Below are 24,305 nucleotides of genomic sequence, written 5' to 3' on the forward strand. Positions count from 1 at the left end.
CGGCTGCCCCTAACCAAGGAGACGCGCCATGGGCTTGCTGTCGAAGCCAATCAAGACGCTGGACGATTTGTTCGTCCATACGCTGCAGGACATCTACTACGCCGAGAACCAGATTGCGAAGTCTCTTCCAAAAATGATCGCAAAGGCGACGGACGCGGAGCTGAAGCAGGGGTTCGAGACGCATCTTGAGGAAACCAAGGGCCAAATCAAGCGGCTGGAGCAGGTGTTCCAGATGCATGGCCAGGATGTGAAAGGCGTCACCTGCGCGGCGATGGACGGCATTCTCGAGGAAGCGACCGAGACGATGTCTGACGTCGGCGACAAGGACGTGCTTGACGCCGCGATGTTGTCCTCGGCGCAAGCCATCGAGCACTACGAAATCACCCGATACGGCACGCTGGTCGCCTTCGCGCGGCAGCTTGGCCGCGACGATTGTGCTGATGTGCTGCAGCAGACGCTCGACGAGGAAAAGGCGACCGACAAAAAGCTCACGGCCATCGCCGAGAGCAAGGTCAACAGGAAGGCCGCCTGACATTCGGGTGGGCGGCGATCTTCCGATCGCCGCCATTATTCAACCGGTGCGGTGTCGTCAGCGCCGGTCGCGGTTGCCGGTAATATGGGCGCGCCGCCCGGCGAGACCCGTTCCCGAGCCCAGTTGGATGTTGCCATCTGCCTGCGGCACTGCGAGTGGCGCCACCGCCACCGGAAAAACCCCGCTCCGGCGTACACCCAGGAATTCTGCCACTTTGGGACTGACATTGAGGATGCGCCCGTCGGTCCCCGAGATGCGATCGCGTACCCGCACCATCGCCACTTGACCATTCTGGAGGTTGGTCACTCTCGCCGTCGCGCCGAGCGGCAACGTGTTGCTGGCAACGACGGATGCCTCGGGATTGAAAAAACCGCCATCGGCCATGCGCCTACCTGCAAGATGACGCGCAAAGATAGCAGCCTTGCCACGCAACTCGCGTCCCGAACGGTCGACGGCTGCCGCCTCTCCTTGGGCGGCACCCACAGCCGGTTCGTTGCAATAAGCAGCATCGGGCAGGATGAGCAAGAACCCGATGACGATGGCTAGCCGTAGCACGATGGTCTCCGGGCCAAACATGGCATCAAAGACGCATAGCTAGGCGAAGCGTTCCTTGGAAATATTACCTGTAGGCGAAATGCGGCCTTCCAGCCGACTTCACTGGTGACATTCGGAGTGCTTTGGCCAACTCATCGATCAAGAAGGTTTTGTCGGACTTCGTGTCAAGGGCGCTCTTTTCTCACCATGGGAGCATGGCTGGTAACCTCATGCGGTTTGCCGACAGCTCTTTCCCACCATGTCCTCGGCGTTCGATGCTTGAACCTTGCGACGGGGATCGCAACGATGCGTGCCGAGAAGATCGACGAGATCAACACCCTCCCACCGCTTGGACCGGGCTTGTGAGCAATGGATACAACCAGTCCCTGTCGATGAGTGTCGTAGCGGCAAGAGCTGCATCGTCCAAGCCGCTCACAGAGCTAGCCAGGCAACCCAGGGCAGAGACGATGCTGGACCAGTAACGGCTGGGAGGCGCGCCAGGCTAGCCGCTTCGTGGATGGGAGCTGAAGCTCCGAGGCCGCGTGCGGTACCGAGAGACGGAGCCAGCACAGCACCGTCGATGGCGGCGTCAAAGGTGGGCGGGAGATTCATCGACGTTCGTGTTGGGACGGCGGTTCAAAGGCCACCAGTGTCCGGCACGGCGCTGAGGCCTCGGCGGGTTCGGCGCAGATCGCATGGCTAAGCACCTTCCGGTACCTGGTCACCTGGCCGCTAACGCTTGACTGGCTCGGCTCCTGCGATGGCCTTCCATCCATACCGGGCCTTACTCACCAATCGGCGCCGATTATGGCGATGTAGCTCGGGTCCGCGATGTCCTTGTCGTACCGGACCAGGCGCCCACAGCGGAACGAGAAGCCAGTGCTTGGGATCTCGCTGCCCCGTGCAACACCAATGGACTCCGCAAATCAGGATCACTTTCCAATAGCAAAGCCTACGCCACTGCCGTCAGCGGTTTGGCCAATCGCGTTCGCCCAAATCCCAAAAGAGGCCAGCCGCAATTGCCAATCCTTCCCGCATCAGCGGCAACAGCGCGTGCTCGTTCGGGGCGTGCTGCGAGCAGCCGCTATAGGAATGGGGGATGTAGATCGTGGGCAGGCCGAGCGTGACGGCGAAGCTGTCATTCGGCAGGGAGCCGCCGGCATTGGGGATGACCATGGGGTCCTTCCCCGTGCTGCGACGGACCGACTCCGCGACGAGCAGCGGCCAGGGCCCTTCCGGGTCCATCCGCGTGGCGGCCCATTCGGCGCCGCCCTTCACCTGCTCGACGCTCACATCGTCGAAGCCCTGCTCCGCCAGGTGGCGGCGGATGGCGGGGATGAAGCTCTCCACCGAACGGTCCACGGTGTAGCGGATCTGGCAGCGGGCGAAGGCCTCGGGCGGTACGGCGTTGACTGGCGCGGCGGGGTGGCCGGTGCTGAAGGCCAGAATCTCGAAGGTGTTCCAGCTGAACACCTTCTCGGCGGAGGACAGGCCCGGCTCGCCCCACCATTCGTCGATCTTCGGCCCGTTCGGTCCGCCATCCACCCGGCACTTGGCCAGCGCCCGGCGGATGCTGTCCGGGATGCGCTCCGGCACAAGGTCGCGCACCAGCACGCGGCCGTTGCGGTCGATGATGCTGGCAAGGGCATGAGCCAGCCGAACGCCGGGATTGGCAAGCAGCCCGCCCCAATTGCCCGAATGGTGCCCGCCCTCGCGGTACCGCACGCGCAGGTCCAGGCTGATGGCGCCGCGCGTGCCGAGCGTTAGGGTCGGCACCTCCGGCACCAGCCGCGGCCCGTCGGAGGCAATCAGCACATCGGCGGCCAGTTCCTCCCGGTGGGCGCGGCAGAACTCGTCGATGCCGGGGGAGCCGACCTCCTCGCTCATTTCCAGCAACACCGCCACGTTGAAGCCGAGCCGCCCGCGGATGCGGCGCACGGCGTCCAGCGCCGCGAGGTTGGCGGTGAACTGCCCCTTGTTGTCCACGATGCCGCGGCCGTAGATCCGCTCGCCGCGCCGTGTCAGCACCCAGGGGGAGAGGCCCTCCTCCCAGCCGGCATCCAGCCCCAGCACCGTGTCGCCATGGCCGTAGGTCAGCAGCGTCGGCAGGGCGGGGTCCTCGATCCGCCGGCCGATCAGGAAGGGCCCGCCGCGCGGATCGGGGTTGGGGTGGATGGTGCAGGTGAAGCCCATCCGCTCCAGGTCGGGGGCGATCTCCCGCTCAAGATAGGCCCAGAGATGCGGGCCGCTCTCCGGGTCCTGGCTGGCGGTGGGAAAGGCCACGCGGCGGGCCAGGCAGTCCAGCAGCGTGCCGTCGTCCAGCAGGCCCGTGGCAGCGGCGATGGCGGCGTCCCGCGTCATGCGTCTTCCTCCTAGCGGCGCAGCACCAGCGCGCCGTTCGCCTCCATCTCCACCGACCAGCCGGGCGGCACAAGGGTGGTGGCGTCGAGCTGGGTGACGATGGCGGGGCCGGAGAGGCGGTCGCCGGCGCCCATCGTGCCGCGGTCGTAGAGCGCCGCGTCCCGGCTACCGCCGACGAAATGCACGCGGTGGTGGCCGATGGGCGCGGCGCCCGTCCCGGGCGGGCGGGGGGCGGTGATGGTACCGGCCAGGGCGCCGGTCGCCTCCAGCCGCAGGGTGACCATCTCCACCGCGGTGCCGGGCAGCTCGAAGCCGTAGAGGGCGTGGTGGGCGGCGCCGAACGCGGCCGGGGCGCGCGCGGCGCCGGACCAGGGCACCGCCAGCTCGGAGCCCTGCCCGGCATAGCGCATCAGCACTACGCGGCGGGTGTGGCGGGCGGCGGGGGGCACCGCCTCCTCGGCGAACCAGGCTGTCGCCTCGGCCTTGAGCGCGGCGAAGGCGGCCTCCACGCCGGCGTCACCCGCCTCCCCGGCATGAAGGCTGCGGCTGAACTCGGCCTTCAGGTCGGCCGCCAGCAGCCCCTGGGCGCAGAGCACGCCCGGTGAGGGCGGCACCAGCACGGTGCGGATGCCGAGCAGGTCGGCCAGGGCACAGCCATGCAGCGGCCCGGCCCCGCCGAAGGGCACCAGCGCGAAGTCGCGCGGATCGTGCCCGCGCTCGACCGAGACCACGCGCACGGCGCCCACCATGTTGCTGTCAGCGATGGCAAGGATGCCGCGCGCGGCCTCGTGCAGGCCCATCCCCAGCGGCTCCGCCACGGAGCACCGCACCGCCGCCTCCGCGGCCGCGACGTCCAGCGCCATGCGGCCGCCGAGCAGACGGGGCGGCAGGTGACCGAGCACGACATGGGCGTCCGTCACCGTCGCCTGGGTGCCGCCGCGGCCGTAGCAGGCCGGGCCGGGCATGGCGCCCGCGCTCGCCGGCCCGACCGCGAGCGCCCCGGCTGCCGTCACGCGGGCGAGGGAGCCGCCGCCGGCGCCGATCGTCACCATGTCCACCATGGGCAGGGGCAACGGCCAGTCGCCCACGCGGCCGCGCTGGGTCAGGGCGACCTCGCCGCCCTTCATCAGGCAGATATCCGCCGAGGTGCCGCCGATATCGACGGTGATGAAGTCGGGGAAGCCCGCCGCCTCCGCCATGGCGCGCGCGCCGACCACGCCGGCGGCCGGGCCGGAGAGGGCGGTGACGGCCGGCGCCCGGCGGATGGCCGCCGCGCCGGCGACGCCGCCGTTGGACTTCATCAGCAGCAGCGGGGCATCGATCGCGGCCGCGGCCAGCCGCCGCTCCAGCCGGCCGACATAGGTGGAGACGGCGGGCATCACCTGGGCGTTCAGGATGGTGGCGAGGCTGCGCTCATACTCACGGACCACCGGCAGCACCTCGGAGGAGGCGGTGACGGCCAGATCCGGCAGGGCCTCGCGCAGTGCCGCGGCCACCCGGCGCTCATGCGCAGGGTTGGTGAAGGCGTGCAGCAGGCAGACGGCCACGGCCTGCACGCCCATCGCGCGGCAGGCCGCTACGGCCTCGGCGAGGCTCGCCTCGTCGAGCGGGGTGAGGACGGAGCCGTCGGCGGCGATGCGCTCCGCCACCTCCACAACCCGCTCCGGCGGCACGGGGCGGGCGGGCTTGACCCAGGTGTAGAGGTTGGCGGCGCGCGGGATGTCCTGCCGCCCGATCTCCAGCACATGGCGGAAGCCGGCGGTGGTGACGAGGGCGGTGCGGGCCCCCTTCCCTTCCAGGATCAGGTTGGTCGCCACGGTCGTGCCATGCAGCACCCGCCCGATGCGCTGCGCCGGGAGGCCGGCCGCTTCCAGCGCCAGGGCTACGCCGGTGAGGAAGGCCTCCGAGGGGTCGGCGGGAGTGCTCGGGGTCTTCGCCGTCCAGGCCTGGCCGGTGGCGGCGTCCTGCAGGGTGATGTCGGTGAAGGTGCCGCCGATATCGACGGCGACCAGCAGGTCGCGGGCGGGCATCTCAGTCGAGGACATCGGCGTAGCTCCCGCGGTGGAAGGCCATGGTGGCGGGGCGGTCGGCGCGCAGCGCGGCGGTGGCGGGCGCGTCCACTGCGCCGTCGCGGATGACGACGCCGTAGTGAAGGCGCGCCGCCTCCAGGCTGACCATGCCGCCGAGGACGTCGGCGAGGACGGCGGCCTCGGGGCGGTCGTAGGGATGGCCGCGCCCTCCCCCGCCGCCGGTCTCGATGCGCAGCACGTCGCCGCGCTTGAAGCGGTTGCCGTCGGAGAGCGGGCGGAGCGTGCGCTCGCCGGGCGTGCCGGGGTTCAGCACCACCCGGCCCGGGCCGCCGGAGAGGCCGCCATCGGCGCCCCAGGGCGGGTTCTCCACGCCGTCGATGCGGACGGAGAGCACCGCCTCCTCCGCCATCACCTCATACTCGCGCACCACGCCGCAGCCGCCGCGCCAGCGCCCCGGGCCGCCGCTGTCGCGGTTCAGCCCGTAATGGCGCATCCGCACGGGGTATTCGAGCTCGAGGAACTCGAGCGGGAAATTCTCCTGCGCAACGAAGTAGACGGCATCGATTCCGTCCGCGTCGTGGCGCGCGCCGTAGCCGACGCCGATGCCGTCGCTCAGCAGGAAGGGCGCGCCCGCCGCCATGCCGCGCAGCAGGATGATGACATAGGCCGCATGCGCCGCCGGCGCCCTTCCACCCGCCACCGAGACCAGCCCGTTCAGCGCCGCCAGCACGCGCATCATGGTCAGCCCACGCATGCCGAGCGGCGCGGGGAAGCGCGGCTGCAGCAGCGAGCCCTCCCGCAGCCGCACCTCGTCGATGGCGCGCGGGCAGCCGGCATTCACCACCTGGGTCGGGTCGCCGCCGAGGAAGAGGAGGCCGAGCGCCATGCCCGGCACGTCGCGGTTCATCAGGAAATTCACCGGCCCCGGCGACTGGTCGTCGGTCGCCGTGGCGTCGATGATGAAGCGGTCCTCCGGCGTCCGCGTCAGGGAGAGGCGGATGCGGAAGGGGCCGTTGCCGTGGCCGTCGCTGTCGATGCGGTCGGTGAAGCTATGGGTGCCGACGGCGAAGGTCTCGCGCAGCCGGGCGCGCACCGTCGCCTCGGTGCGGGCGAGGAGCTGGGCCAGCGCATCGGCCAGGCGGTCGGGGCCGAAGCGCGCGGCCACCTCCCGCATCCGGGCCACGCCGAGCGCGACGCTGGCCATCAGCGCCCGCGCATCGCCCTGGACGAGGCCCGGGTAGCGGGAGTTGCGGTAGAAGATCTGCAACGCAGCCTCGTTCACCTCGCCGTCGCGGATCAGCCGCATCGGCGGGATGATGATGCCCTCCTGGAAGATGTCGGTGGCGTCGGGGCTGATGGAGCCGGCGCGCAGCCCGCCGATATCGGCGAAATGCGCCCAGCCCATCACGAAGGCCACGCGCCGTCCCTCGAGGAAGACCGGCGCCAGGAAGACCTGGTCGTTGGAATGGCTGACCGCGCCGCCGCTCTCGTAGCAGTCGTTGTACCAGTAGAGGTCGCCCTCGCGCATCGTTCCGATCGGGAAGCGGCGGAAGACCGGGCCGGTGATGTCGCCGAAGACCGGCACGTTGGAGCCGACGGCCATGACGCCCTCCGCGTCGAAGAGCGCGGTGTAGAAGTCCTTCTTCTCGCGGATGAAGGCGGACATGGCGGTGCGCTCGACCAGCGCCTCCATCTCCGCCTGGGCGGCGCGGATGGCGCCGCGCACGATCTCGAGGGTCACGGCGTCGCAGCGCGCGGGCGGGGCGTGGTCCATGGCGTGTCCTCGCTGATTGGTCAGGCGGGCTGCATCGCGGGGTCGTCGGCGCCGGCGATCTCGCGCCAGCGCAGGCAGGCATTCTCGCCGCGGCCGTCCTGTTCCAGCGCCGGGTCCACCTCGCGGCAGCGCGGCTGGGCATGGGGGCAGCGGGGCGAGAAGGCGCAGCCCGGCGGCAGGCGTGCGGCGCTGGGCGGCTCGCCCGGCGGCACGGGGGCGCGTGGCCGGGTCTCCGGCGCGAGGCTCGGCGAGGCGGCAAGCAGGGCGCGGGTATAGGGATGGCGCGGATGGGCGAAGACCTCGGCGGCCGAGGCCAGCTCCACCACCCGGCCGAGATACATGATCGCCACCCGGTCACAGAAGCGCCGCACCACGGAGAGGTCGTGGGAGATGAAGACGTAGGTCAGGCCGTAGCGGCGCCGCAGCTCTGTCAGCAGGTTCAGCACCATGGCCTGGACGGACATGTCGAGGCCGGAGGTCGGCTCGTCGAGGATCACCACGCGCGGCCGCAGCGCCAGGATGCGGGCCAGGGCCACGCGGCGGAGCTGCCCTCCGGAGAATTCATGCGGGTAGCGGGGCCGCGCGCTGGCATCCAGGCCGACCGCGGCCAGCACCTCGTCGATCCGCGCCCGGCGCTCGGCCGCGTCGCGCACGCCCTGCACCGCCAGCGCCTCCTCCAGCGTGCGGCCGATGCTCCACCAGGGATCGAGCGCCGCGCCGGCATCCTGGTGGACGTAGTGGACGGCGTTGCGCGCCCGCCGGGCGGCGCGGGGGTCGAGCCCGCTCACCACCGCGCCGTCCAGCCGGATCTCGCCGCGGCTTTCCCGCTGCAGCCCGAGCATGGTCCGCCCCAGCGTCGTCTTGCCACAGCCGGACTCGCCCACCACGCCGAGGATCTCGCCCTCCGCCAGGTCGAGGCTGACGCCGCGCACGGCCTGCACCGGCGGCACTGAGGCACGCAGCCATCGCCTGCGGCCGCCGAGGCTCACCGCCACGTCGCGCAGCGCAAGGATCGGCGTCACGACACGGCCTCCACGGGCACCGGATCGTAGAGGATGCAGTCCACCGCCCGCCCCGACGCGGCGGCACGCGGCTGCGGCGCACGGGCGGGGCAGCCCTGCCGCGCCTCCGGGCAGCGCGGCGCGAAGCGGCAGCCAGGTGGGGCGCGCAGCGGCGAGGGCACGGCGCCGGGGATGCCGACGAACCCCTCCGAACGGTCCGGGTGGCAGGCCAGCAGCGCGCGGGTATAGGGATGCATCGGGCTGCCCAGCACCGCCCGCGCCAGGCCCGTCTCCACCGACTGCCCGGCATAGATGACGCAGAGGTCGTCGCAGAGCTCGGCCACCACGCCGAGATCATGGGTGACGAAGAGCATGGAGACGCCGGTCTCCTCCACCAGCTCGCGCAGCAGCAGCAGGATCTGCTGCTGCGTCGTGACGTCGAGCGCCGTGGTCGGCTCGTCCGCCACCACCAGCCGCGGCGCGCAGGCAAGAGCGGCGGCGATCAGCAGGCGCTGCCGCTGGCCGCCAGAGAATTGATGGGGATAACGGTCGAGCGCCGCCTCGGCATCCGGCAGCTGCACGCGGCGCAGCAGGCGCACCAGCTCCGCCCGGTGGTCCTGCCGCGTGCCGTGGCGGTGGCGGCGCATCGTCTCCAGCAGCTGCGCGCCCACGGTGAAGACCGGGTTGAGCGCAAGATACGGGTCCTGCGGGATGAAGCTGATGCGGCTGCCGCGGACCTGCCGGTTCAGCTCGGCCTCGGAGAAGGCGAGCAGGTCCTCGCCCTCGAACATCACCCGCCCGCCGCCGACCTGCGCGCCGCGCGGCAGGATGCCGAGGATGGTGCGGATCAGCGTGGACTTGCCGCATCCGGATTCGCCGACGACACCGAGGATGCGCCCCGTCTCCAGCCGGAAGGCGATGTGGTCGAGGATGCGCGCCATCCCCTCATCGCCGCGGATGGCGACGCGCAGCGCCTCTACCTCCAGCACCGGCATGGCCATCAGCGGGACCGCCGCAGGCGCGGGTCGACGAGGTCCCGCAGCCCGTCGCCCAGCAGGTTGAAGCCCAGCACGGCGACGAGGATGGCGAGGCCGGGGAAGGTGGCGAACCACCAGGCATTGGGCAGGTAACTCCGGCTCTGCGCCACGGCCAGGCCCCAATCCGGGTCGGGCGGCGTGGCGCCCATGCCGAGGAAGCCCAGCACGGCCGCGACGAGGATGGTGAAGCCGAGGCCGATGGTGGCGCGCACGATGATGGGCGAGAGGATGTTGGGCAGGATGTGCAGGAACAGGATGCGCGGCGTCGAAGCACCGATGCCCTGCAGCGCATCCACGAACAGCGCGTTGCGCAGCCGCTGCGTCTCGGTATGCACGATGCGGGTGAAAAAGGGCCAGTAGGTCAGCGCCAGCGCCAGCATCGCACTCTCGACCGAGGGGCCGAGCAGCTGCGCCAGGGCCAGGGCGAGGATCAACTGCGGCAGGGCGAGGAAGACATCCGTGACCCGCATGATGGCCTCGGAGAGGATGCCCCGCCCGTAGCCCGCGACCAGGCCGAGGGGCACGCCGATCGCCATGGCGGCACCCACCACCGCCAGCGACACCTTCAGCGCCCCGCGCGCGCCGAGGATGACGCGCGAGAGGATGTCACGCCCGAGATTGTCGGTGCCGAAGGGAAAGGCGGCGCTAGGCGGCCGCAGCCGGCGCAGCAGATGGGAGGCCGCGGCATCTTCCGGATAGGGCGCGATCCAGGGGCCGAAGATCGCCAACAGGACGACGCCGAGCACGATCACGGCGCCGAGGACGGCGGGTATGTCGCGCAGGAACTTGCGGAGGACGAGCATCAGGCGCGGTCCCGCAGCCGCGGGTCGATCAGGGCGTGCGCCACATCGGTCAGGATGTTCACCACCGCATAGATCAGCCCCACCAGCAGCGTGACGGCCAGCATCACCTTCGAATCAGCCGTCAGGATGGCCTGCACGGTGTAGCTGCCGATGCCGGGCCAGTCGTAGATGGACTCGACCACCACAGCCCCCGCGATCAGCCCGCCGAAGAGCAGCCCAATCTGCGTGACGGTCGCCGCCACGGAGTTGCGCAGCACGTAGATCCAGACCAGCCGCCGCGGCGCATAGCCCGAGGCGCGCTCGTAGAAGACGAAGTCCTTCTGCAGCGTGTCGAGCACGCCCGCCCGGGTGAAGCGCGTGATCGTCGCCAACCCGCCGAGGGAGAGGGTGACGGCCGGCAGTACCAGATGCCGCAGCGCGTCCGCGAACAGATCGAAGCGGCCAACGAGGAGGCTGTCGAGCAGCAGGAAGCCGGTGGGCCCCGGGGGCGGCGTCAGCCCGGCGCTGAGCTGCCCGCGCAAGGGCAGCCAGCCCAGCTGCATGGCAAAGAGCATCTGCAGCATGATGGCCAGCCAGAAGGCCGCGATGGCGACCCCGGCCACCGAGACCACGCGCAGCACGAAATCCGGCCAGCGATTGTGGTTCACCGCAGCCAGTACGCCGAGCGGCACGCCGAGGCCGACCGAGATCAGCAGCGCCGCCATGGTCAGCTCCAGCGTGGCCGGCAGGCGTTGAGCGATGTCCTCCGCAACGGGCCGGCTGGAGAACTGGCTCTGGCCGAAATCCAGCCGCGCCACGCCCTCGAGGTAACGCAGGAACTGCACATGGATCGGCTGGTCCAGACCATAGCTGCGGCGGATCGCCTCGATCTGCGCCGGGGTGGCATTGTCGCCGGCGAGCGCCACGGCCGGATCGGCCGGGACCATGCGGATCAGCAGGAAGCAGACGATCAGCAGGCCGAGCAGCGAGGGCAGCACCAGCAGCACCCGCCGCAGAACGAAACCCGCCATGTCAGCCCTTCAGCTGGAGCCAGCGCAACTCCGACCCGCCGCCGGCGGGGCAGAAGCGATAGCCGGAGAGGCGGTTGGAGACGCCGCGCAGCTCAACCGTGTTGTAGACCCAGATATCGGCGCAGTCCGCCATGACGCGGCGCGTCGCCTCCTCATAGAGCGGGGCGCGCTCTGCCTGCTTCACCAGCCCGCGCGCCCGGCCGAGCAGCGCGTCCACCTCCGGGTTCTTGTACCAGGAGGAGGCCTTCCAGGTGCCGTGGAACTGGCTATCGTACATCTGGCCGACCCAGTTCTCGGGATCGACGAAATAGGTGCTGACCCAGTGGATCCACATGTCGGGCGAGGTCTCGGCCGAACCGGTGGATGTCACGATGTTGGCCCAGGTATCGGTCACGATGCGCAGGTTCACGCCGATCGACTGCAGGTCGCTCTGAAAGAGCTGCGCCGCCTGGTTGGTCTGTTCGAGCTGCGACTGGATGTGGATGCGAATCGGCTGGCGGATGTTCACGCCATCGGCTTGTGCGGCGCGGAGAAAGTTGCGCGCCTTGCCCAGGTCGTAGTCATAGCCCGCCGCATCCTTCGGCACGCCCCAGAGCGGGTTGGGCATGGGGCCGGCGTTGCGGTCGGCATAGCCCTTAAGGATTTCCTTGATGAATCCGTCGTAATTGAAAGCGTGCGCCATCGCCTTGCGGAAGTTCAGGTTGTTGAACGGCGCCCGCGCATTGTTCATGCGGATGACGAAGGTCCGCAGGGAGGAGTGCCGCTCCACTCGCGCCACGCGGCTCGACTGGATCTGCTCCACCTGGTCCGTCGGCAGATAGCTGTCGGTCCAGTCGATCGAGCCATTCATCAGGCCGAGCACGCCCGTGGAGGTCTCCCGTGCCGTGCGCATCGCCACGCGGGCGACAGGCGAAGGATTGTCGGACCAACCCCAGAAGTGGCCCTCGAAGCGCTGCATGCCCAGCCGCTCGTTCGGCGTCAGCGTGCCCGGCACGAAGGAGTAGGCGCCGGAGCCTGCCTCGTTGCTGGCGAGCCATGCGGCACCGTGATCCCCGCCCTTCTCGTTGGCCTGGACGAGTTTGGCGTTGACGATGGCCACGATCGGGATGGCCGCCAGGAAGGGGCCATAGGGCCGGTCCAGCCGGAAGCGCACGGTGAGTGGGTCGGGCGCCGTGACGTTACCCGGCTTCAGGATGGGCAGGAAGGCGCTGGCCGGTGCCTTGTTCAGCGCCAGCACGCGCTGGAAGCTGTAGACCACATCGGCCGCGGTCAGCGGGCTGCCATCGTGGAAGGTCACGCCAGGGCGGAGCTTGAACTCCCAGTCCAGTCCATCCTCCGACGAGGCATGCCCAGTGGCGAGCCAGGGCTCGAGCACCGGCGGATTGTTCTGGTACCTGTACAGCCCGTCATAGGTGTTAAGGGCATAGCCCATCATCGGCACGTCGAAGATCTGGTGCGGGTCGAGGTTCTGCGGCTGCCCGTCCGAGCGCACCATCAGACCCGGCGTCGCCGCCCCCGCCCGGGCCGGCGCAGCGATCAAGGTTGCGAGGGTCAGTGCCGCGTAGTTCCGTCTGGTAAGCTCCACCGTTCTCCGCCCCCTGCTGCCTCGCCGCCGGAGCCTTGCAAAGGCCAGGCCAGTGACGGGCGCGGCAGCTGGCACGGGTTTCGCTCACCCATGACGATCGCGGCACGAAAGGCCGCCGCCACGCCGTGAAGGAAACGACATGCGCCAAGAACAGCGCCAGATGCATCTCGGGGTCTTCGTCCTGGGGACCGGCAACCACGTGGCCGGCTGGCGGCTGCCCGGTGCCGCGGACAGCTTCCAGAATCTTTCCGTCGCGCAACAGATCGCGCGCACGGCCGAGCGCGGGTTGTTCGATCTGCTGTTCCTGGGCGACGGGCTGAGCGCCGACCCCAACGCGCATCCGTCCTTCACCGCGCGGTTCGAGCCGATTACCATGCTGGCCGCGCTGGCAGCGACGACGACCCATGTCGGGCTCGGGGCGACCGCCTCCACCACCTATGCCGAGCCCTATACCGTGGCGCGGCTCTTCGCGTCGCTCGACCATCTGAGCGGCGGTCGCGCGGCCTGGAATGCCGTCACCACCTCCGGCGGCCAAGCGGCTGCGAATTTCGGGCGGCAGCACCCGCCGCACGGCCAGCGCTACGAGGTCGCCGAGGAGTTCATCGACGTGGTCCGCGGGCTATGGGATTGCTGGGAGGATGACGCGATCGTCGCCGACCGGAAGACCGGCCGCTACATCGACGCGGCGAAGGTGCACAAGCTGCACCACAAGGGACGTTTCTTCGAGGTTGAAGGCCCGCTCAACATCGGCCGTTGCCCGCAGGGGCAGCCGGTGATCCTGCAGGCCGGCGCCTCGGAGCCCGGGCAGGAGATGGCCGCCCGCAGCGCCGACGTCGTCTTCTCCGTGGTGCAGGATCTCGATGAGGCCCGTGCCGCCTACGCCGCGCTGAAGGAGAGGCTGCCGCGCCACGGCCGCGATCCGGGCGAGGTGGCGGTGCTGCCCGGCGTGATGCCGGTGATCGGCCGCACGCAGGAGGAAGCGCTGGAGAAGCTGGACCACCTGCAGAGCTTCGTGAATTCCACGAACGCGCTGTCGATGCTCTCCAATCGCCTGGGCCAGGACATGTCCGCCTATCCGATGGACGGCCCGGTGCCGGACCTGCCGCTGCCGGATACCTCGCATGGTTTCGCCCGCACCATGCTGGCCAAGGCGCGGCGGGAAGGGATGACGCTCCGCGACCTGTACAATCTGACTGCCGCGGCGCGTGGCCACTGGGTGATCTGCGGCACTCCGGCCAGCATCGCCGACACGCTGGAGGAATGGTTCTTGGGCGGCGCTGCGGACGGGTTCAACATCCTGCCGCCCTATTTTCCAGGCGGCTTCGACGAGTTCGTGGACGGCGTCGTGCCGGAGCTCCAGCGCCGCGGGCTTTTCCGCCGGGCCTATCGCGGGCGCAAGCTGCGGGATCATCTCGGCTTGTCTCGGCCCGCACGGCAGCACGGCACACCGACCTGATGGATGGTTCGAAGCTGGTGTGGGAGGGCTCCTCTAAGCAAGGGCCGGTGGCCGGAGCGGACCAGCCTGGCGAAGCTGGCCAGATGACACCAGGCCCCGCCCGCTGCCCTGGATACCGCTTCCCGGCGGAGATCATCAGCCACGCAGTCTGGCCCTCCCAGGTGTTCGGCCGGAGCATATGGGATGTCGAGGTGGTTCCGGATCGGCGGGACGGAGCGCGGCCAACCCCGCTACTCGTCGCACCATTTGCCGATGCCTCGAGCCGCAGTGAACAGTCTTGCCGCTCCGTTCTCCCTGCCGGGCCACCTGATTCGCAACGCGGGAGCGCGGAAAGCCTGGACGGACGCCACGCCGCCCGCGACCATGCGCGCGCAACTCAGGGAGGGGGCCAGCATGACATCCAGCAAGGACGACATCTTTGCCGGACTGCGCAAGATCGACACACCGACCATCACCAACGTGGTGGCGACCTACCCGAAGAACCCGCTTTGTCTCGGCTTGTACAATCCGTGGACCGAGAACTGGTACACCGACACGTCGATCCGCTGCCTCTATCCGGATATGGGGCCGGTGGTCGGCCACGCCGTCACCTGCATCTACGGCCTTCCCGACCCCAACTACAGCGGCAGGCTCAGCTTCATGGACGTGATCGACGCGCTCGATGCCATGCCAAAGCCAACCATCCTGGTCATTCAGCAGAAATGGCCGCCGGAACTGATGGCCAAGGCGGGGCTGGCTGGCGAGATCATGGTCACCTCCATGATGTCGGTCGGCTGCATCGGCCTGCTCTCGAATGGCCCCTCGCGCGACGTCGATGCGATCCGCAAGCTCGGCTTCCAGCTGCTGCTCGGCGGCGTCACGGCCGGGCATGGCGAAATGGCGGTGCAGGCGGTGAACGTGCCGGTCTCGGTCGGCGGCATGGATGTGGCACCGGGCGAGTTGATCCACATGGACGAGAACGGCGCGGTGAAGTTTCCCGCCGACCGCGCCACCCAGGTGCTGCAGAACGCCGAGACGATGCTGGCCGGCGAAGCCGAGCAGCTGGCACGGTTGCGCGCTGCGAAGACAGCGGCCGAGGTACGGGCGGCCGGCAGCGCCTATTCCGCCAAGCCGAAGGCCTGACGCGATGCAACGGGGCGGACGGGCTCATCATGCTCCGCCCCGGATCGGGCGATGTCGGGAAGGTCGGTGCTGGGACACTATGGATCGCTACAGCCACCGGCCGCTGCCGGTACGCTAAGCCGGCCTCAGGCGTTCAGCTTGCATCCGAGGCAAGGGTGGAAAGGCAAGGGCGATCGCCACGGCCCCGAAGCCTATCGCCAGGGAGCTGAGGTGCATCCCGGCATAGCTGCCGAAACGGTCGAAGATCCAGCCACCGACCGCGGGTCCGGCCGCCATGCCAAGGCAGGACACCATGGTGGCTGCGCCGAACACCGTGCCCAGGACATGGGGCCCGAAGTAGTCCCGCGCGAGTACCGCGTAGAGCGGCATCACCCCGCCATAGGCGAGGCCGAAAACCGCCGCGACGGCGTAGAACTCGCCGAGGCTGCTGGTCGGGAGAAAGGCGCCGATCGCCAGCGCCTGCAGCAGCAAGCCACCGATCAGCACGGGCTTGGCCCCGTGCCGGTCGGCGAGCACGCCCAGAAGCAGACGCCCGCCAAGCCCTGCCAAGCCTTGCAGGCCGTAGACGCTGACGGCGGCCGCGGCGGACAAGCCGCAGACCATCGCATAGCTGACGACGTGGAAGATCGGCCCGGCATGCGCCAGGCAGCAGGCGAAGAAGGTCGCCGCGAGCACCACGAATTGCCGGGAGCCCAGCGCCTTGCGGGCGGTGAAGCCTTTGCCTTTCGCGGTGTCGTCCGCGCCTGCGTTCAGGGCCGTGGCCGGCGGGCGGCGCAGCAGCAGCGCGGCCGGCAGCAGGACCGCCCAGGCGATGACCCCCATCAGGAGTTGCGACGTGCGCCAGTGATGGCTGGAGAGCAGCCATTGCGCGAAGGGCGCGACCGTCACGGGCGCCGTTCCGAGGCCGGCGGACACGAGGGAGACCGCGAGCGCCCGCTGGCGGTCGAACCACGCGCTGGCCGTCGCCATCATGGGCGCGAAGAAGGCGCCGACCGCCGTGCCGAGAAACAGGCCATAGGCGAGTTGGAACGTCAGCAGGCTGGTCGCCTGGCTGGCCAGAAGCAGCCCGGCACCCAGCAGCAACCCGCCCGCGATGCCGACAATCCGTGGTCCATACCGGTCGCTGATCCAGCCCCAGCCAAAACCGCCGAACCCCATGGCCAGGAAGGCGATCGTCATCGACGCGGAAATGCCGGCGCGTGACCAGCCGGTATCGGCGGCAACGGGACCAAGGAAGATGGCGAGGGAGAACAGCGACCCCATGCCGATGCAGCCCATCAAAGCCCCGACAGCGACGATGACCCAGCCGTAGTGTCGTTCCATTGGCGTTTCTCCCCGCGAGGTCCGTGCCGACTGGCCCGGGCTCCGCCACGGTCGGCATCGTCCCAGATCGGCGGCGCGAAGCAAGCTCCCGTCCTGCAGGCGGAGCATCGCCAGCGGTGACGAGCAGGGTGGCTTCGGCAGGCGGCGCCGCGGTTCCCCGGCGTGCCGGTCACCTCGGCGGCGCCGGTACAACCGGCCAGTGGCCGGCGACGGCCGAAACCTTTCCTGCTCAGGTAAACCTGGATCCCGGAGGCGAACCGCCTCATCGAACGTCACGTTGCGAGGATGACTGCAATCGCCACATCATGCCGTGGCGAATTGCCAAAGGAGGAAGGCTCATGCCCACATCCCCTCGTACCGTTTCGGTTGTTGCCCTCCTGCTCGGCTTCGGGGTTGCCGTTCCGGCCGATGCCCAGGCGCCGACCCCGACGCAAGTGATCGAAGCCTTCGAGGGGGTACTGGGCCCGATCCGGACGCATCGCCCGAGCCATCCGAAGGGTACCTGCGCCTCCGGCTTCTTCGAGGGCACGGCCGACGGGGCGCGGTTATCGGTCGCGCCGACCTTCGGCGGGCAACGCATTCCGACGATCATCCGCTTCGCCGTGGGCGGTGGTCCTGCCGCCGCGGATACCAGCCGCAGCACCCGCGGCTTCTCGATCCGCTTCCAGGTGCCCGGTGGCACTTCCTGGGACATGGCGAACATTTCCGTGCCCATCTTTGGAGCGCCGACGCCCGAAGCATTGGTCGAGGGGCTTCGCGTGCGCAGGCCCGACCCGGCAACCGGGCGGCCGGACCAGGCGGCGATCGACGCCTTCGTCGCCGCGAACCCGAAGACCACGCTGCAGGGAAGGTGGCTCGCCGCCAATGCTCCGCCGGCGAGTTGGGCGACGACGCCCTATTGGGGGGTCAACACCTTCCGCTTCCGCGGCGCCGACGGCGAGGTCCGCCCGGCACGCTGGGTGTTCGAGCCCGTGGCCGGGACGCAGCGCCTCAGCGAGGAGCAGATGCGCAGCCTGCCGGCCGATTTCCTGGCGGATGAGCTGCGGGGCCGGATCGCCCAGGCGCCTGCCACCTTCGACATGGTGCTGATCTTTCCGCAGGCTGGCGACGACCTGAACGACCCGACCACCGCATGGCCCGACGACCGGCCACGCGCGACCGTGGGCCGTCTGACGGTCACCGAGGTCGCGCCCGGGCCGGGCGGCGCCTGCGACCGGATCAGCTTCCTGGCGCTGGCCAATCCGCCCGGCGTCGAGTTCAGCGACGACCCGACGCTTCGTGCCCGGCCGGCACCCTACGCGGTGTCGCTGTCGAAGCGGACACGGCCTCAGTAACGCCAAGCCATAGCCAACATCTTGGCTTCGCCTCGCCAGGGCGCCAGCGTCTTGCGTGCCGGCGCAGCGGTCGGCCAGCCGTCTCCCCTCAGGCTGGTGACGTTGCCGCAAACAGGATGAAGCGGTCGAGCTGGGCGGCAGCCCAGCTTGCCGCCGGCCATGCTGATGCAGTCTCCCATCTGTGCCCGACCCCGGGCTTCGGCGAGGGTTTGAACACGGGCTCGCCCTGCCTTCCGCCTTGCGAAGCCATCAGTCGATCGACAGGTTCAACCGGGTGACCATTCGCTGCTCGTACCCGGCGCGCTCGCGCGCGAAGGCGGTGTAGTCAGCGGGGCCGAGGTACTCGTTCGGCATGTCGTTGCTGGCCATGAACTCCTGGACCCGCGGATGAGATTGCGTCTTCCGGAAGGCTTGATGCAGCGCCTCTGTCACCTCGGGGTCCATGCCCTTCGGTCCGGCGACGCCATAAGGGGAAGTCACCACCATGCCGTAGCCAAGCTCCAGCAGCGTCGGCACCTGAAGGAAGCTGCGCAGCCGCTCCTTCGTCCAGACGGCGAGCAGCCGCAACTGCCCCGTCTCGACAACCGGCGCCCAGGAGTTGGAGTTGGCGATGCAGTCCAGTTGCCGGGCCAGTACCGCGGTGATGTTCTCCGAGGTGCCACGGTAGGGCACATGAGTCATCTGCACGCCTTCCTTCTCGCAGAGCTCCTCCATGGCCAGGTGGTTGGAGGTTGCGATGCCGGAGGTGCCGTAGGTGAGCTCGCCCGGGCGCCGCCGCGCTTCGGCGAACATCTCGGCCAGCGTGGTCCAGCCCGAGGCCGGATGCACCACATGGCCGAAGACGAACCCCGTTTGCTGCATGATGTAGGTGAAGTCGTCCACCGGGTCCCAGGTCGGCCGCTTCGTCAGGAAGGGATGCCGGATGACCGAGAGATGGTGGTGGGCGATGGTGTAGCCGTCGGGCCGTGCCTGGGTGAGCAGGAACTGGGCGGCCAGCGTGCCCCGGGCGCCAGGCCGGTTCTCGATGATCAGCGTCTGGCCGGTGTCCTGCTGGAACAGCTCGGCCTGCAGGCGGATGAAGGCGTCGAGCGTGCCCCCGGGTGCCCATGGGATCAGGAACCGCACCGGCCGATTGGGGAAGCGTCCCTGGCCGATGGCCGGGCACGCAAGCACCGTCGCGGCAAAGGCGGCACCGAGCGCCGAGCGACGGCCGATGGAGACCGTGTTCATTGATGTTGTCCTCCCAGCAAGGCGGCCTTCCGGTTGTCCGGACTTTGCCGGACGCCATGGTTGCTCAAGACGGCCCGTGGAGCCATACCCCAGCCGCGTCGGCGATTTTGCAATTCCAGGCGTCGGAAGGTGCCGTCAGGCGACGCGGCACGCGTCCCCTTTGCCCTCGGTATTCTCCGGTCGGCGCCGCACCGAAGGCCCAGCCTGAGGCGAAACCCGCCCTCGCCGAGGCTAATCTGGCCAAGGCAGACAGGCAGGACAGGAGCCGCGCTGCCTACCGCGATGCCGTCATGAGGTGGCCCGCAAGCTAACCGACCCGCAAGGCTTCCACCTGCTGCCCGGGCCCTGGGCCATCGGGCGCACCTTCGGCTGGATGGTGCACTGGCGGAAGCTGGTCCTTGACCATGAGCGCCGGCGCGACGTCAGCGACGCCGTGATCCGAATCGGCATGAGCGCCCTCCCGCTGCGCACGTCGCCCATCCCTCACCGTTCCAGAACGGGTCTTACCTGAAGCCGTTGTTGCCACTTCCGACGAATACCCGAAGCGCATGGCCGCCGCTCACGCTCCAGGCGGCTGAACCTCCGGGGGCGTGGCCGGCGGCACCGTCCGCCGTACCGAGCCACGCACCGGCTCCCAGAAATACCCGAGCGGGGTCCGGCTCTCGCCGATCAGGAAGCCCTCAACCGGCATGCCGGCCACGAGCGAACGCTGCGGCACGAGCTCGAGCGTGCCGGGATCGAGCGCGACCCGGACAAGATAGTAAGTCTGGCCGGCAGCATCGGCTTGCAGATCGGGTGAGACGGTGACGACTTGGCCCGGCAGCATCGGCGGGTTCTGCTGCCGGAGCGCGGCCAGCCGCAGCCTCGCCCGCTGCCCGACCGCCACCTGGTCGATATCCGTCGGCAGCAGCCGCAGCTCGGCCACCAGGCTGTCCTCGACTGGCACAAGGTCGAGGACAGGCTCCCCCACGCCAATGCTCGCTCCGGGTGTTAATGCCCGGATATGGGTGACCCGCCCGGCCTCCGGCGCAAGCACCTCGCGCCGCGCCAGCACATCCTCTGCCGTGCGGAGCTGTTGCTGGGCCGCGGCGATGTCGGCCTCGGTCACCCGGATGTCGGTGGCGATGTCGGAAAGCCGTTGCAGCCGGATGCTGGTGAGCTGCCGCTCCGCCTGGGCGATGCCCTCGCGGAGCTGCGCTTCCTGCGCCTCCGCCTGGCCGATGATTGCGACGAACCCTGCCTCCTGCTGTTGCAGGTTCAGCACCAGGAAGCGCGAGGCATAACCCTGACTCAGCAGGCGGTTGTAGCCTTCAATTTGCTCCTTGACCGAAGCCGCCTGCCGCATTGCGCCGTCACGCTGTGCACGGGCACCGGCGACCTGTTCTCGGAGCTGCGTGATGGCCCGTTCCTGCACCCCCGCCTGGCTGTCGAAGGCCGCCCAGCGTGCCGCAAAGAGCGTCCGCTCGGCCTGCAGGAAGACCGCGATGGCCGGGTTGTCGGCGGCCCCGGCTTCAAGGTCCGGCGGAAAGACAAGCCGGCGCTGATCCGCCTGCTCGGCGGCCAGCCGCACGGCCCGCGTCCGGCCGCCCCAATAGGCGATCCGCGCCTGCATGGCCGTCGCCTCGGACTGGGTCAGGTCGAGCCGGAGCAAGGGTTGCCCGGCCTGGACGACCGAACCCTCCTGCACCAGCATTTCCCGCAGGATGCCGGGCTCCAGCAGGTTGACGGTCTTCCGCCGGCCGTCCGGCACCAACTGGCCCTGGGCGAGCACGGCCTGCTCCATCCGCGTCATGGTCGCCCAGCCGATGAAGGGCACCAAGGTCAATCCAAGCGCCAGCAACGCTGTCCGCATCACCGCCGAGACGGGAGGGCCCGGCACGGAAGCCTCGATGAGCTGGCGCAGCGCGAGGCGGCCATCCTGCAGATCGCCTGGCACCGATGGCGGCGCGGCCGGTATGGCGCGTGCCACGGCCTCAACCGGCTGCTGTTCGGCCAGGCTCCACCGCCCGCCGGGCACGAGATGCAGTACGTAATGCGCCCTCTCGGTCCATCCCTCCGGGTCGTGGGTGACGATGAGGACAACGCCACCCGCCATCCGTACATGCTCGACCGCAGCGAGGAGCAGGCGGCGCGAGGGCCCATCCGGCGCCTCTTCCGGCTCGTCCAGGACCAGCAGTTCCGGCCCCTCGTAAAGCGCCCGGGCCAGCGCGACCAGCCGGCGTTGCCCGGTGGAAAGGCCGGCGCAGGGCGTGGCGTACCCCAGCGGCAGGCGGCCGACCATCTCATGCACACCGGCGGCCGATGCCGCGGCGATCACGGCCTCCAGCGGCGCGTCCGGGGCACGGCCGATATTAGTCCGGACGTTCTCGTCAAGCAGCTGGATGTCCTGCGGCAGGTAGCCGATGCGGGCGCCGAGCGACTCGCGGTCGCAGAACCAGGTGTCCTGCCCGTTCAGCAGGATCCGGCCCGAACCCGGTTGCAACAGGCCAAGCACCAGACGGAGCAGGGTGCTCTTCCCAGCGCCGTTCCGGCCCGTGACGAGGGTGACGCTCCCCGGCGGAAGCCTCAGCGACAGGCCGTTGATGATCGGCGTCGCGCGGCCATCAGGCCCGAAGCCAAGCCCTTCCGCCACGAGGCCCGGTGGCGCGGCGAGGTCCGGCGGTGCGACGGCGGGCGCCCCGTCCTCACGCAGGACCTGCCGCAGCCGCTGCCAGGCGCCGAGCCCGCCGCGCCAGCTGTCCCAATACCGCAGGACGTCCGAGAACGGCGCCATCGCCTTGTAGCCGCCGAAGAAGGCGCAGAGCACGAGACCCATGGTGCCGGTGCCCTCGAAGGCGAGGACGATGCCATGCACCAGCAGCGCCAGCACAGAAAGACCGGCGACGATGTGCTCGATCTGCTCGATCGCCTCCTTCCGGGCATGGGCGGCATCGCCGGCGTCGAGTGCCCGGTCGTAGCGCCGGTTCCAGCGGAAGAGCATGGCCGGGAGCTGCCCCAGCCCCCGCAGCACGTCGTTGCTGGCGAAGACGCTGCCGAGTTCCGCCGACACCGCCGCAATCCGCCCCTCCGCCTGAACGCTCTGCCGCGACGTCGCCAGCTTCGTCACGAAGGCCATGGCGATGGTGACGAGGATGCCCGCCGTGGTGATCCAGCCGAAGCCGCTGTCGATGTAGAACAGCGCTGCCAAGGCGAGGAAGGCGCCGACGAGGTCGAGCGCTCCGACCAGGGCGGGTCCTGCCAGGAAGCCCTGCACGGTGGCGATGTCCTGCAGCACCGTGACCCCGTGGGCAACATCGGTGCGGACCGCGTTGCGGACCGAGCTTTGCAGCGCCTCCGCCCGCAGCCGCAGATTGAAGCGATGCGCCGCCGCCCGCAGCATCCTCGCCCGGTAGAACAGGTAGACCTCGGAGAAGAGCGTGAGGCCGACGAAGATCGCGATCATGACGATGTAGGTGTCGACGTTGCTGCTCGCGCGCGTCGCGTCCATCAGCGCCTTCAGCAGCAGCAGGAAGCCGAAATAGCCGATCTGCCCGGCGAGGCTGAGAAGCAGCACCGTGGCAACGGCGGCGGGCGTGATGCCGATTTCCCCGAGGTTGAGCCAGGATCTGGCAGCCGGCACCGTCATGCCAGGCGCCGTTCCGGAAGCGACCGGTCGGAATGGGGGTGCATCGCGCTGCCCGCAGGCACCAGCGTCGCATTCCGGATGGCCAGGACGCGGTCGGCCATGCGCAGGAGCGCGGGCCGGTGGGTGGTGAACACGGCGGAGCCCCCCTCGCGGCGCAGCCGCCCGAGCATGGCGGCGACATCCGCCTCGCCCTCGGCATCGAGCGACCCGCCGAGTTCGTCCAGCAGCAGCAGCTTCGGCCGGCCGTAGAGGGCCCTGGCGATGGCGATGCGGTGCTGCTGGCCGAGGGACAGCTTCGTCCCTTGGCCGAGCGGCGTCGCATAGCCGAGGGGCAGGCCGGCGATCAGGTCATGCGCGCCGGCACGCCGGGCGGCGTCCATGACCAGCTCCGGGTCCGGCTCCTCCAGCCGCGCGATGACCTCCGCCACCGTGCCGGAACCGAGCTGCGGCTGCTGCGGCAGGTAGCCGATATGCCGCGCCAGGTCGCGCCTGTCCCACTGGCTCGTCGCATGCCCGTCGAGAAAGACGCCGCCCGCCGAAGGCTGGTGCAGCCCGAGCAGCAGGCGCATGAGCGTCGTCTTGCCGCTGCCGGGCCCGCCGAGGATGCCGATGAGCTGGCGCGGCTCCACGGCCAGGTCGATGTTGCGGAGGATGGGGGGGCTCCGCGTGTCGAAGCGGAAGGAGAGGCGTTCCGCCACCAGCCTGCCCTGCGTGACCGGGAAGGCCAGGCCCTGGAGCGGCGCCTGCGTCACGTTGCTCGCCAGCCGCCGCAGGCGGGCCCAGGCCGCGGAGGCTTCGCCCCAGGTCTCGATCGTGTTGCCCAGCGTGGCGAAGGGGGTGACGACCTGCATGATGAGGACCGCGGCGCCGCCGAACGTGCTGCTCATGTGGCCGCCGGCGAGGGTTATGCCGGTCACCGCGAACATCACCGCGCCCCGGAACAGGCCGAGCGCCAGTTGATGCAGGAACTGGACGCGCGCGACGGCCTCCTCCGCCCGCCAGCTCTCCTCCGCCCGTGCCGAACTCGCCGAGAGCCAGCGCCTGGCGAGGCGCGGAAGCATGCCCATCGCCAGGACCGCCTCGCCGGACCGCATCGTGTCGACGGTCATGCCGAAGACGGCGGCCGCATTGCCGGCAGCCAGCCTGCGCTGGCGGCCCATGGTGCCCATCATCGCCAGGCTGATCAGCGCCATCGCAAGGCAGAACAGCAGGATGATGACGGCAAGCGCCCAGTGGACCAAGAAAGCGAGCGGCAGCAGGATCGGCGTCATCGCCATGCTGACCAGCATCTTGCCGGCAAAACCTGACACCGCCTCTCGCACCAATTGCAGATCCCGCAACACCTCGTAGAGGCTCGTCGTGCCGTTCTTGGCATGCTGGGCTACAGCGAGCAGTGCAGGCGTGGTGAGGCGATCGGCCACATACCGTGACAGGCGGCGGGCGGCGGTAGCTTGTATTAACCCAAGCAACGGGCGTTGTTGCATAATCCGGTGACGGAGAGGTGCGATGGTTGAGGAAGCGACGGGTTGTGGCCGGCCGCAGCGGCGA

Annotated in this window: 17 protein-coding genes; 4 read left to right on the plus strand and 13 right to left on the minus strand. The window is 69.6% G+C overall.

Translation table 11 applies throughout. The features are described from left to right. The first annotated feature begins 28 nt into the window (after window positions 1-28). Complete coding sequence (locus tag JMJ56_RS21180) at window positions 29-532, plus strand: YciE/YciF ferroxidase family protein (RefSeq protein ID WP_202833763.1); 504 nt, start codon at window positions 29-31, stop codon at window positions 530-532. Between the two features lie 57 nt (window positions 533-589). On the opposite strand, the gene JMJ56_RS21185 is transcribed toward JMJ56_RS21180, so the two are convergent. The 9 genes from JMJ56_RS21185 to JMJ56_RS21225 all read right to left on the minus strand — a co-directional run bounded on the left by JMJ56_RS21185 (window position 590) and on the right by JMJ56_RS21225 (window position 12,667). Continuing rightward, window positions 590-1,108, minus strand: coding sequence for a septal ring lytic transglycosylase RlpA family protein (locus tag JMJ56_RS21185; protein WP_202833764.1), 519 nt, complete (start codon window positions 1,106-1,108; stop codon window positions 590-592). A 924-nt stretch (window positions 1,109-2,032) separates the two neighbouring features. Further along, the gene (locus tag JMJ56_RS21190; RefSeq protein WP_202833765.1) at window positions 2,033-3,427 is read right to left on the minus strand and encodes a M20 family metallopeptidase; all 1,395 of its coding nucleotides are present in this window, start codon (window positions 3,425-3,427) and stop codon (window positions 2,033-2,035) included. Between the two features lie 11 nt (window positions 3,428-3,438). Then, window positions 3,439-5,472, minus strand: coding sequence for a hydantoinase/oxoprolinase family protein (locus JMJ56_RS21195; protein ID WP_202833766.1), 2,034 nt, complete (start codon window positions 5,470-5,472; stop codon window positions 3,439-3,441). Then, window positions 5,459-7,231 carry a hydantoinase B/oxoprolinase family protein gene (locus JMJ56_RS21200; protein WP_202833767.1) on the minus strand — a complete coding sequence of 591 codons (1,773 nt, stop codon included), beginning with the start codon at window positions 7,229-7,231 and terminating at the stop codon, window positions 5,459-5,461. Before JMJ56_RS21200 ends, JMJ56_RS21195 begins: the two co-directional genes overlap by 14 nt. A gap of 20 nt (window positions 7,232-7,251) precedes the next feature. Then, window positions 7,252-8,253 carry an oligopeptide/dipeptide ABC transporter ATP-binding protein gene (locus JMJ56_RS21205; RefSeq protein WP_202833768.1) on the minus strand — a complete coding sequence of 334 codons (1,002 nt, stop codon included), beginning with the start codon at window positions 8,251-8,253 and terminating at the stop codon, window positions 7,252-7,254. Then, window positions 8,250-9,233, minus strand: coding sequence for an ABC transporter ATP-binding protein (locus JMJ56_RS21210; protein WP_202833769.1), 984 nt, complete (start codon window positions 9,231-9,233; stop codon window positions 8,250-8,252). Before JMJ56_RS21210 ends, JMJ56_RS21205 begins: the two co-directional genes overlap by 4 nt. Continuing rightward, window positions 9,233-10,072: an ABC transporter permease gene (locus JMJ56_RS21215; protein ID WP_236038169.1), complete on the minus strand. Its 840-nt coding sequence runs from the start codon at window positions 10,070-10,072 to the stop codon at window positions 9,233-9,235. The genes JMJ56_RS21210 and JMJ56_RS21215 overlap by 1 nt, the downstream gene beginning before the upstream one ends. Next, window positions 10,072-11,082, minus strand: a complete 1,011-nt coding sequence (locus JMJ56_RS21220) for an ABC transporter permease (protein WP_202833770.1) — start codon at window positions 11,080-11,082, stop codon at window positions 10,072-10,074. The genes JMJ56_RS21215 and JMJ56_RS21220 overlap by 1 nt, the downstream gene beginning before the upstream one ends. A 1-nt stretch (window position 11,083) precedes the next feature. Continuing rightward, on the minus strand, window positions 11,084-12,667 hold the full coding sequence (locus tag JMJ56_RS21225; RefSeq protein ID WP_202833771.1) for an ABC transporter substrate-binding protein: 1,584 nt from the start codon (window positions 12,665-12,667) through the stop codon (window positions 11,084-11,086). Window positions 12,668-12,806: 139 nt separating this feature from the next. Between JMJ56_RS21225 and JMJ56_RS21230 the strand changes: the two genes are divergently transcribed. Both JMJ56_RS21230 and JMJ56_RS21235 read left to right on the plus strand, forming a co-directional pair. Then, window positions 12,807-14,123 (plus strand): LLM class flavin-dependent oxidoreductase, encoded by a 1,317-nt coding sequence (locus tag JMJ56_RS21230; RefSeq protein ID WP_202833772.1) that lies wholly within the window; start codon window positions 12,807-12,809, stop codon window positions 14,121-14,123. A 393-nt stretch (window positions 14,124-14,516) separates the two neighbouring features. Then, complete coding sequence (locus tag JMJ56_RS21235) at window positions 14,517-15,245, plus strand: RraA family protein (protein WP_202833773.1); 729 nt, start codon at window positions 14,517-14,519, stop codon at window positions 15,243-15,245. 114 nt (window positions 15,246-15,359) lie between these two features. Here the strand turns inward: JMJ56_RS21235 and JMJ56_RS21240 are convergent, their stop codons facing one another. Beyond that, window positions 15,360-16,652: an MFS transporter gene (locus JMJ56_RS21240; protein ID WP_202833774.1), complete on the minus strand. Its 1,293-nt coding sequence runs from the start codon at window positions 16,650-16,652 to the stop codon at window positions 15,360-15,362. 254 nt (window positions 16,653-16,906) lie between these two features. Between JMJ56_RS21240 and JMJ56_RS21245 the strand changes: the two genes are divergently transcribed. Beyond that, window positions 16,907-17,902 (plus strand): catalase family peroxidase, encoded by a 996-nt coding sequence (locus JMJ56_RS21245; RefSeq protein WP_202833775.1) that lies wholly within the window; start codon window positions 16,907-16,909, stop codon window positions 17,900-17,902. 249 nt (window positions 17,903-18,151) lie between these two features. Here the strand turns inward: JMJ56_RS21245 and JMJ56_RS21250 are convergent, their stop codons facing one another. The 3 genes from JMJ56_RS21250 to JMJ56_RS21260 form a co-directional block, all read right to left on the minus strand. Further along, entirely contained in the window at window positions 18,152-19,132 is a 981-nt protein-coding gene (locus tag JMJ56_RS21250; RefSeq protein WP_202833776.1) for a Bug family tripartite tricarboxylate transporter substrate binding protein, read from the minus strand. 559 nt (window positions 19,133-19,691) lie between these two features. Next, entirely contained in the window at window positions 19,692-22,757 is a 3,066-nt protein-coding gene (locus tag JMJ56_RS21255; protein WP_202833777.1) for an HlyD family type I secretion periplasmic adaptor subunit, read from the minus strand. Further along, a complete protein-coding gene (locus JMJ56_RS21260) occupies window positions 22,754-24,178 on the minus strand; it encodes an ATP-binding cassette domain-containing protein (protein WP_202833778.1) in 1,425 nt (474 codons plus the stop codon). The genes JMJ56_RS21255 and JMJ56_RS21260 overlap by 4 nt, the downstream gene beginning before the upstream one ends. Between the last annotated feature and the right edge of the window lie 127 nt (window positions 24,179-24,305).

It is taken from the genome of Belnapia arida (genome assembly GCF_016773205.1).
Classification (GTDB): Bacteria; Pseudomonadota; Alphaproteobacteria; order Acetobacterales; family Acetobacteraceae; genus Belnapia; species Belnapia arida.

What these genes read in the sequence shown, in the direction of transcription:
- JMJ56_RS21230 (WP_202833772.1), top strand. Translation starts at nt 12,807, where the DNA reads ATGCGCCAAGAACAGCGCCAGATGCATCTCGGGGTCTTCGTCCTGGGG.
- JMJ56_RS21245 (WP_202833775.1), top strand. Translation starts at nt 16,907, where the DNA reads ATGCCCACATCCCCTCGTACCGTTTCGGTTGTTGCCCTCCTGCTCGGC.
- JMJ56_RS21235 (WP_202833773.1), top strand. Translation starts at nt 14,517, where the DNA reads ATGACATCCAGCAAGGACGACATCTTTGCCGGACTGCGCAAGATCGAC.
- JMJ56_RS21200 (WP_202833767.1), bottom strand. Translation starts at nt 7,231, where the DNA reads ATGGACCACGCCCCGCCCGCGCGCTGCGACGCCGTGACCCTCGAGATC.
- JMJ56_RS21215 (WP_236038169.1), bottom strand. Translation starts at nt 10,072, where the DNA reads ATGCTCGTCCTCCGCAAGTTCCTGCGCGACATACCCGCCGTCCTCGGC.
- JMJ56_RS21195 (WP_202833766.1), bottom strand. Translation starts at nt 5,472, where the DNA reads ATGTCCTCGACTGAGATGCCCGCCCGCGACCTGCTGGTCGCCGTCGAT.
- JMJ56_RS21210 (WP_202833769.1), bottom strand. Translation starts at nt 9,233, where the DNA reads ATGGCCATGCCGGTGCTGGAGGTAGAGGCGCTGCGCGTCGCCATCCGC.
- JMJ56_RS21220 (WP_202833770.1), bottom strand. Translation starts at nt 11,082, where the DNA reads ATGGCGGGTTTCGTTCTGCGGCGGGTGCTGCTGGTGCTGCCCTCGCTG.
- JMJ56_RS21250 (WP_202833776.1), bottom strand. Translation starts at nt 19,132, where the DNA reads ATGAACACGGTCTCCATCGGCCGTCGCTCGGCGCTCGGTGCCGCCTTT.
- JMJ56_RS21190 (WP_202833765.1), bottom strand. Translation starts at nt 3,427, where the DNA reads ATGACGCGGGACGCCGCCATCGCCGCTGCCACGGGCCTGCTGGACGAC.
- JMJ56_RS21180 (WP_202833763.1), top strand. Translation starts at nt 29, where the DNA reads ATGGGCTTGCTGTCGAAGCCAATCAAGACGCTGGACGATTTGTTCGTC.
- JMJ56_RS21185 (WP_202833764.1), bottom strand. Translation starts at nt 1,108, where the DNA reads ATGTTTGGCCCGGAGACCATCGTGCTACGGCTAGCCATCGTCATCGGG.
- JMJ56_RS21255 (WP_202833777.1), bottom strand. Translation starts at nt 22,757, where the DNA reads ATGACGGTGCCGGCTGCCAGATCCTGGCTCAACCTCGGGGAAATCGGC.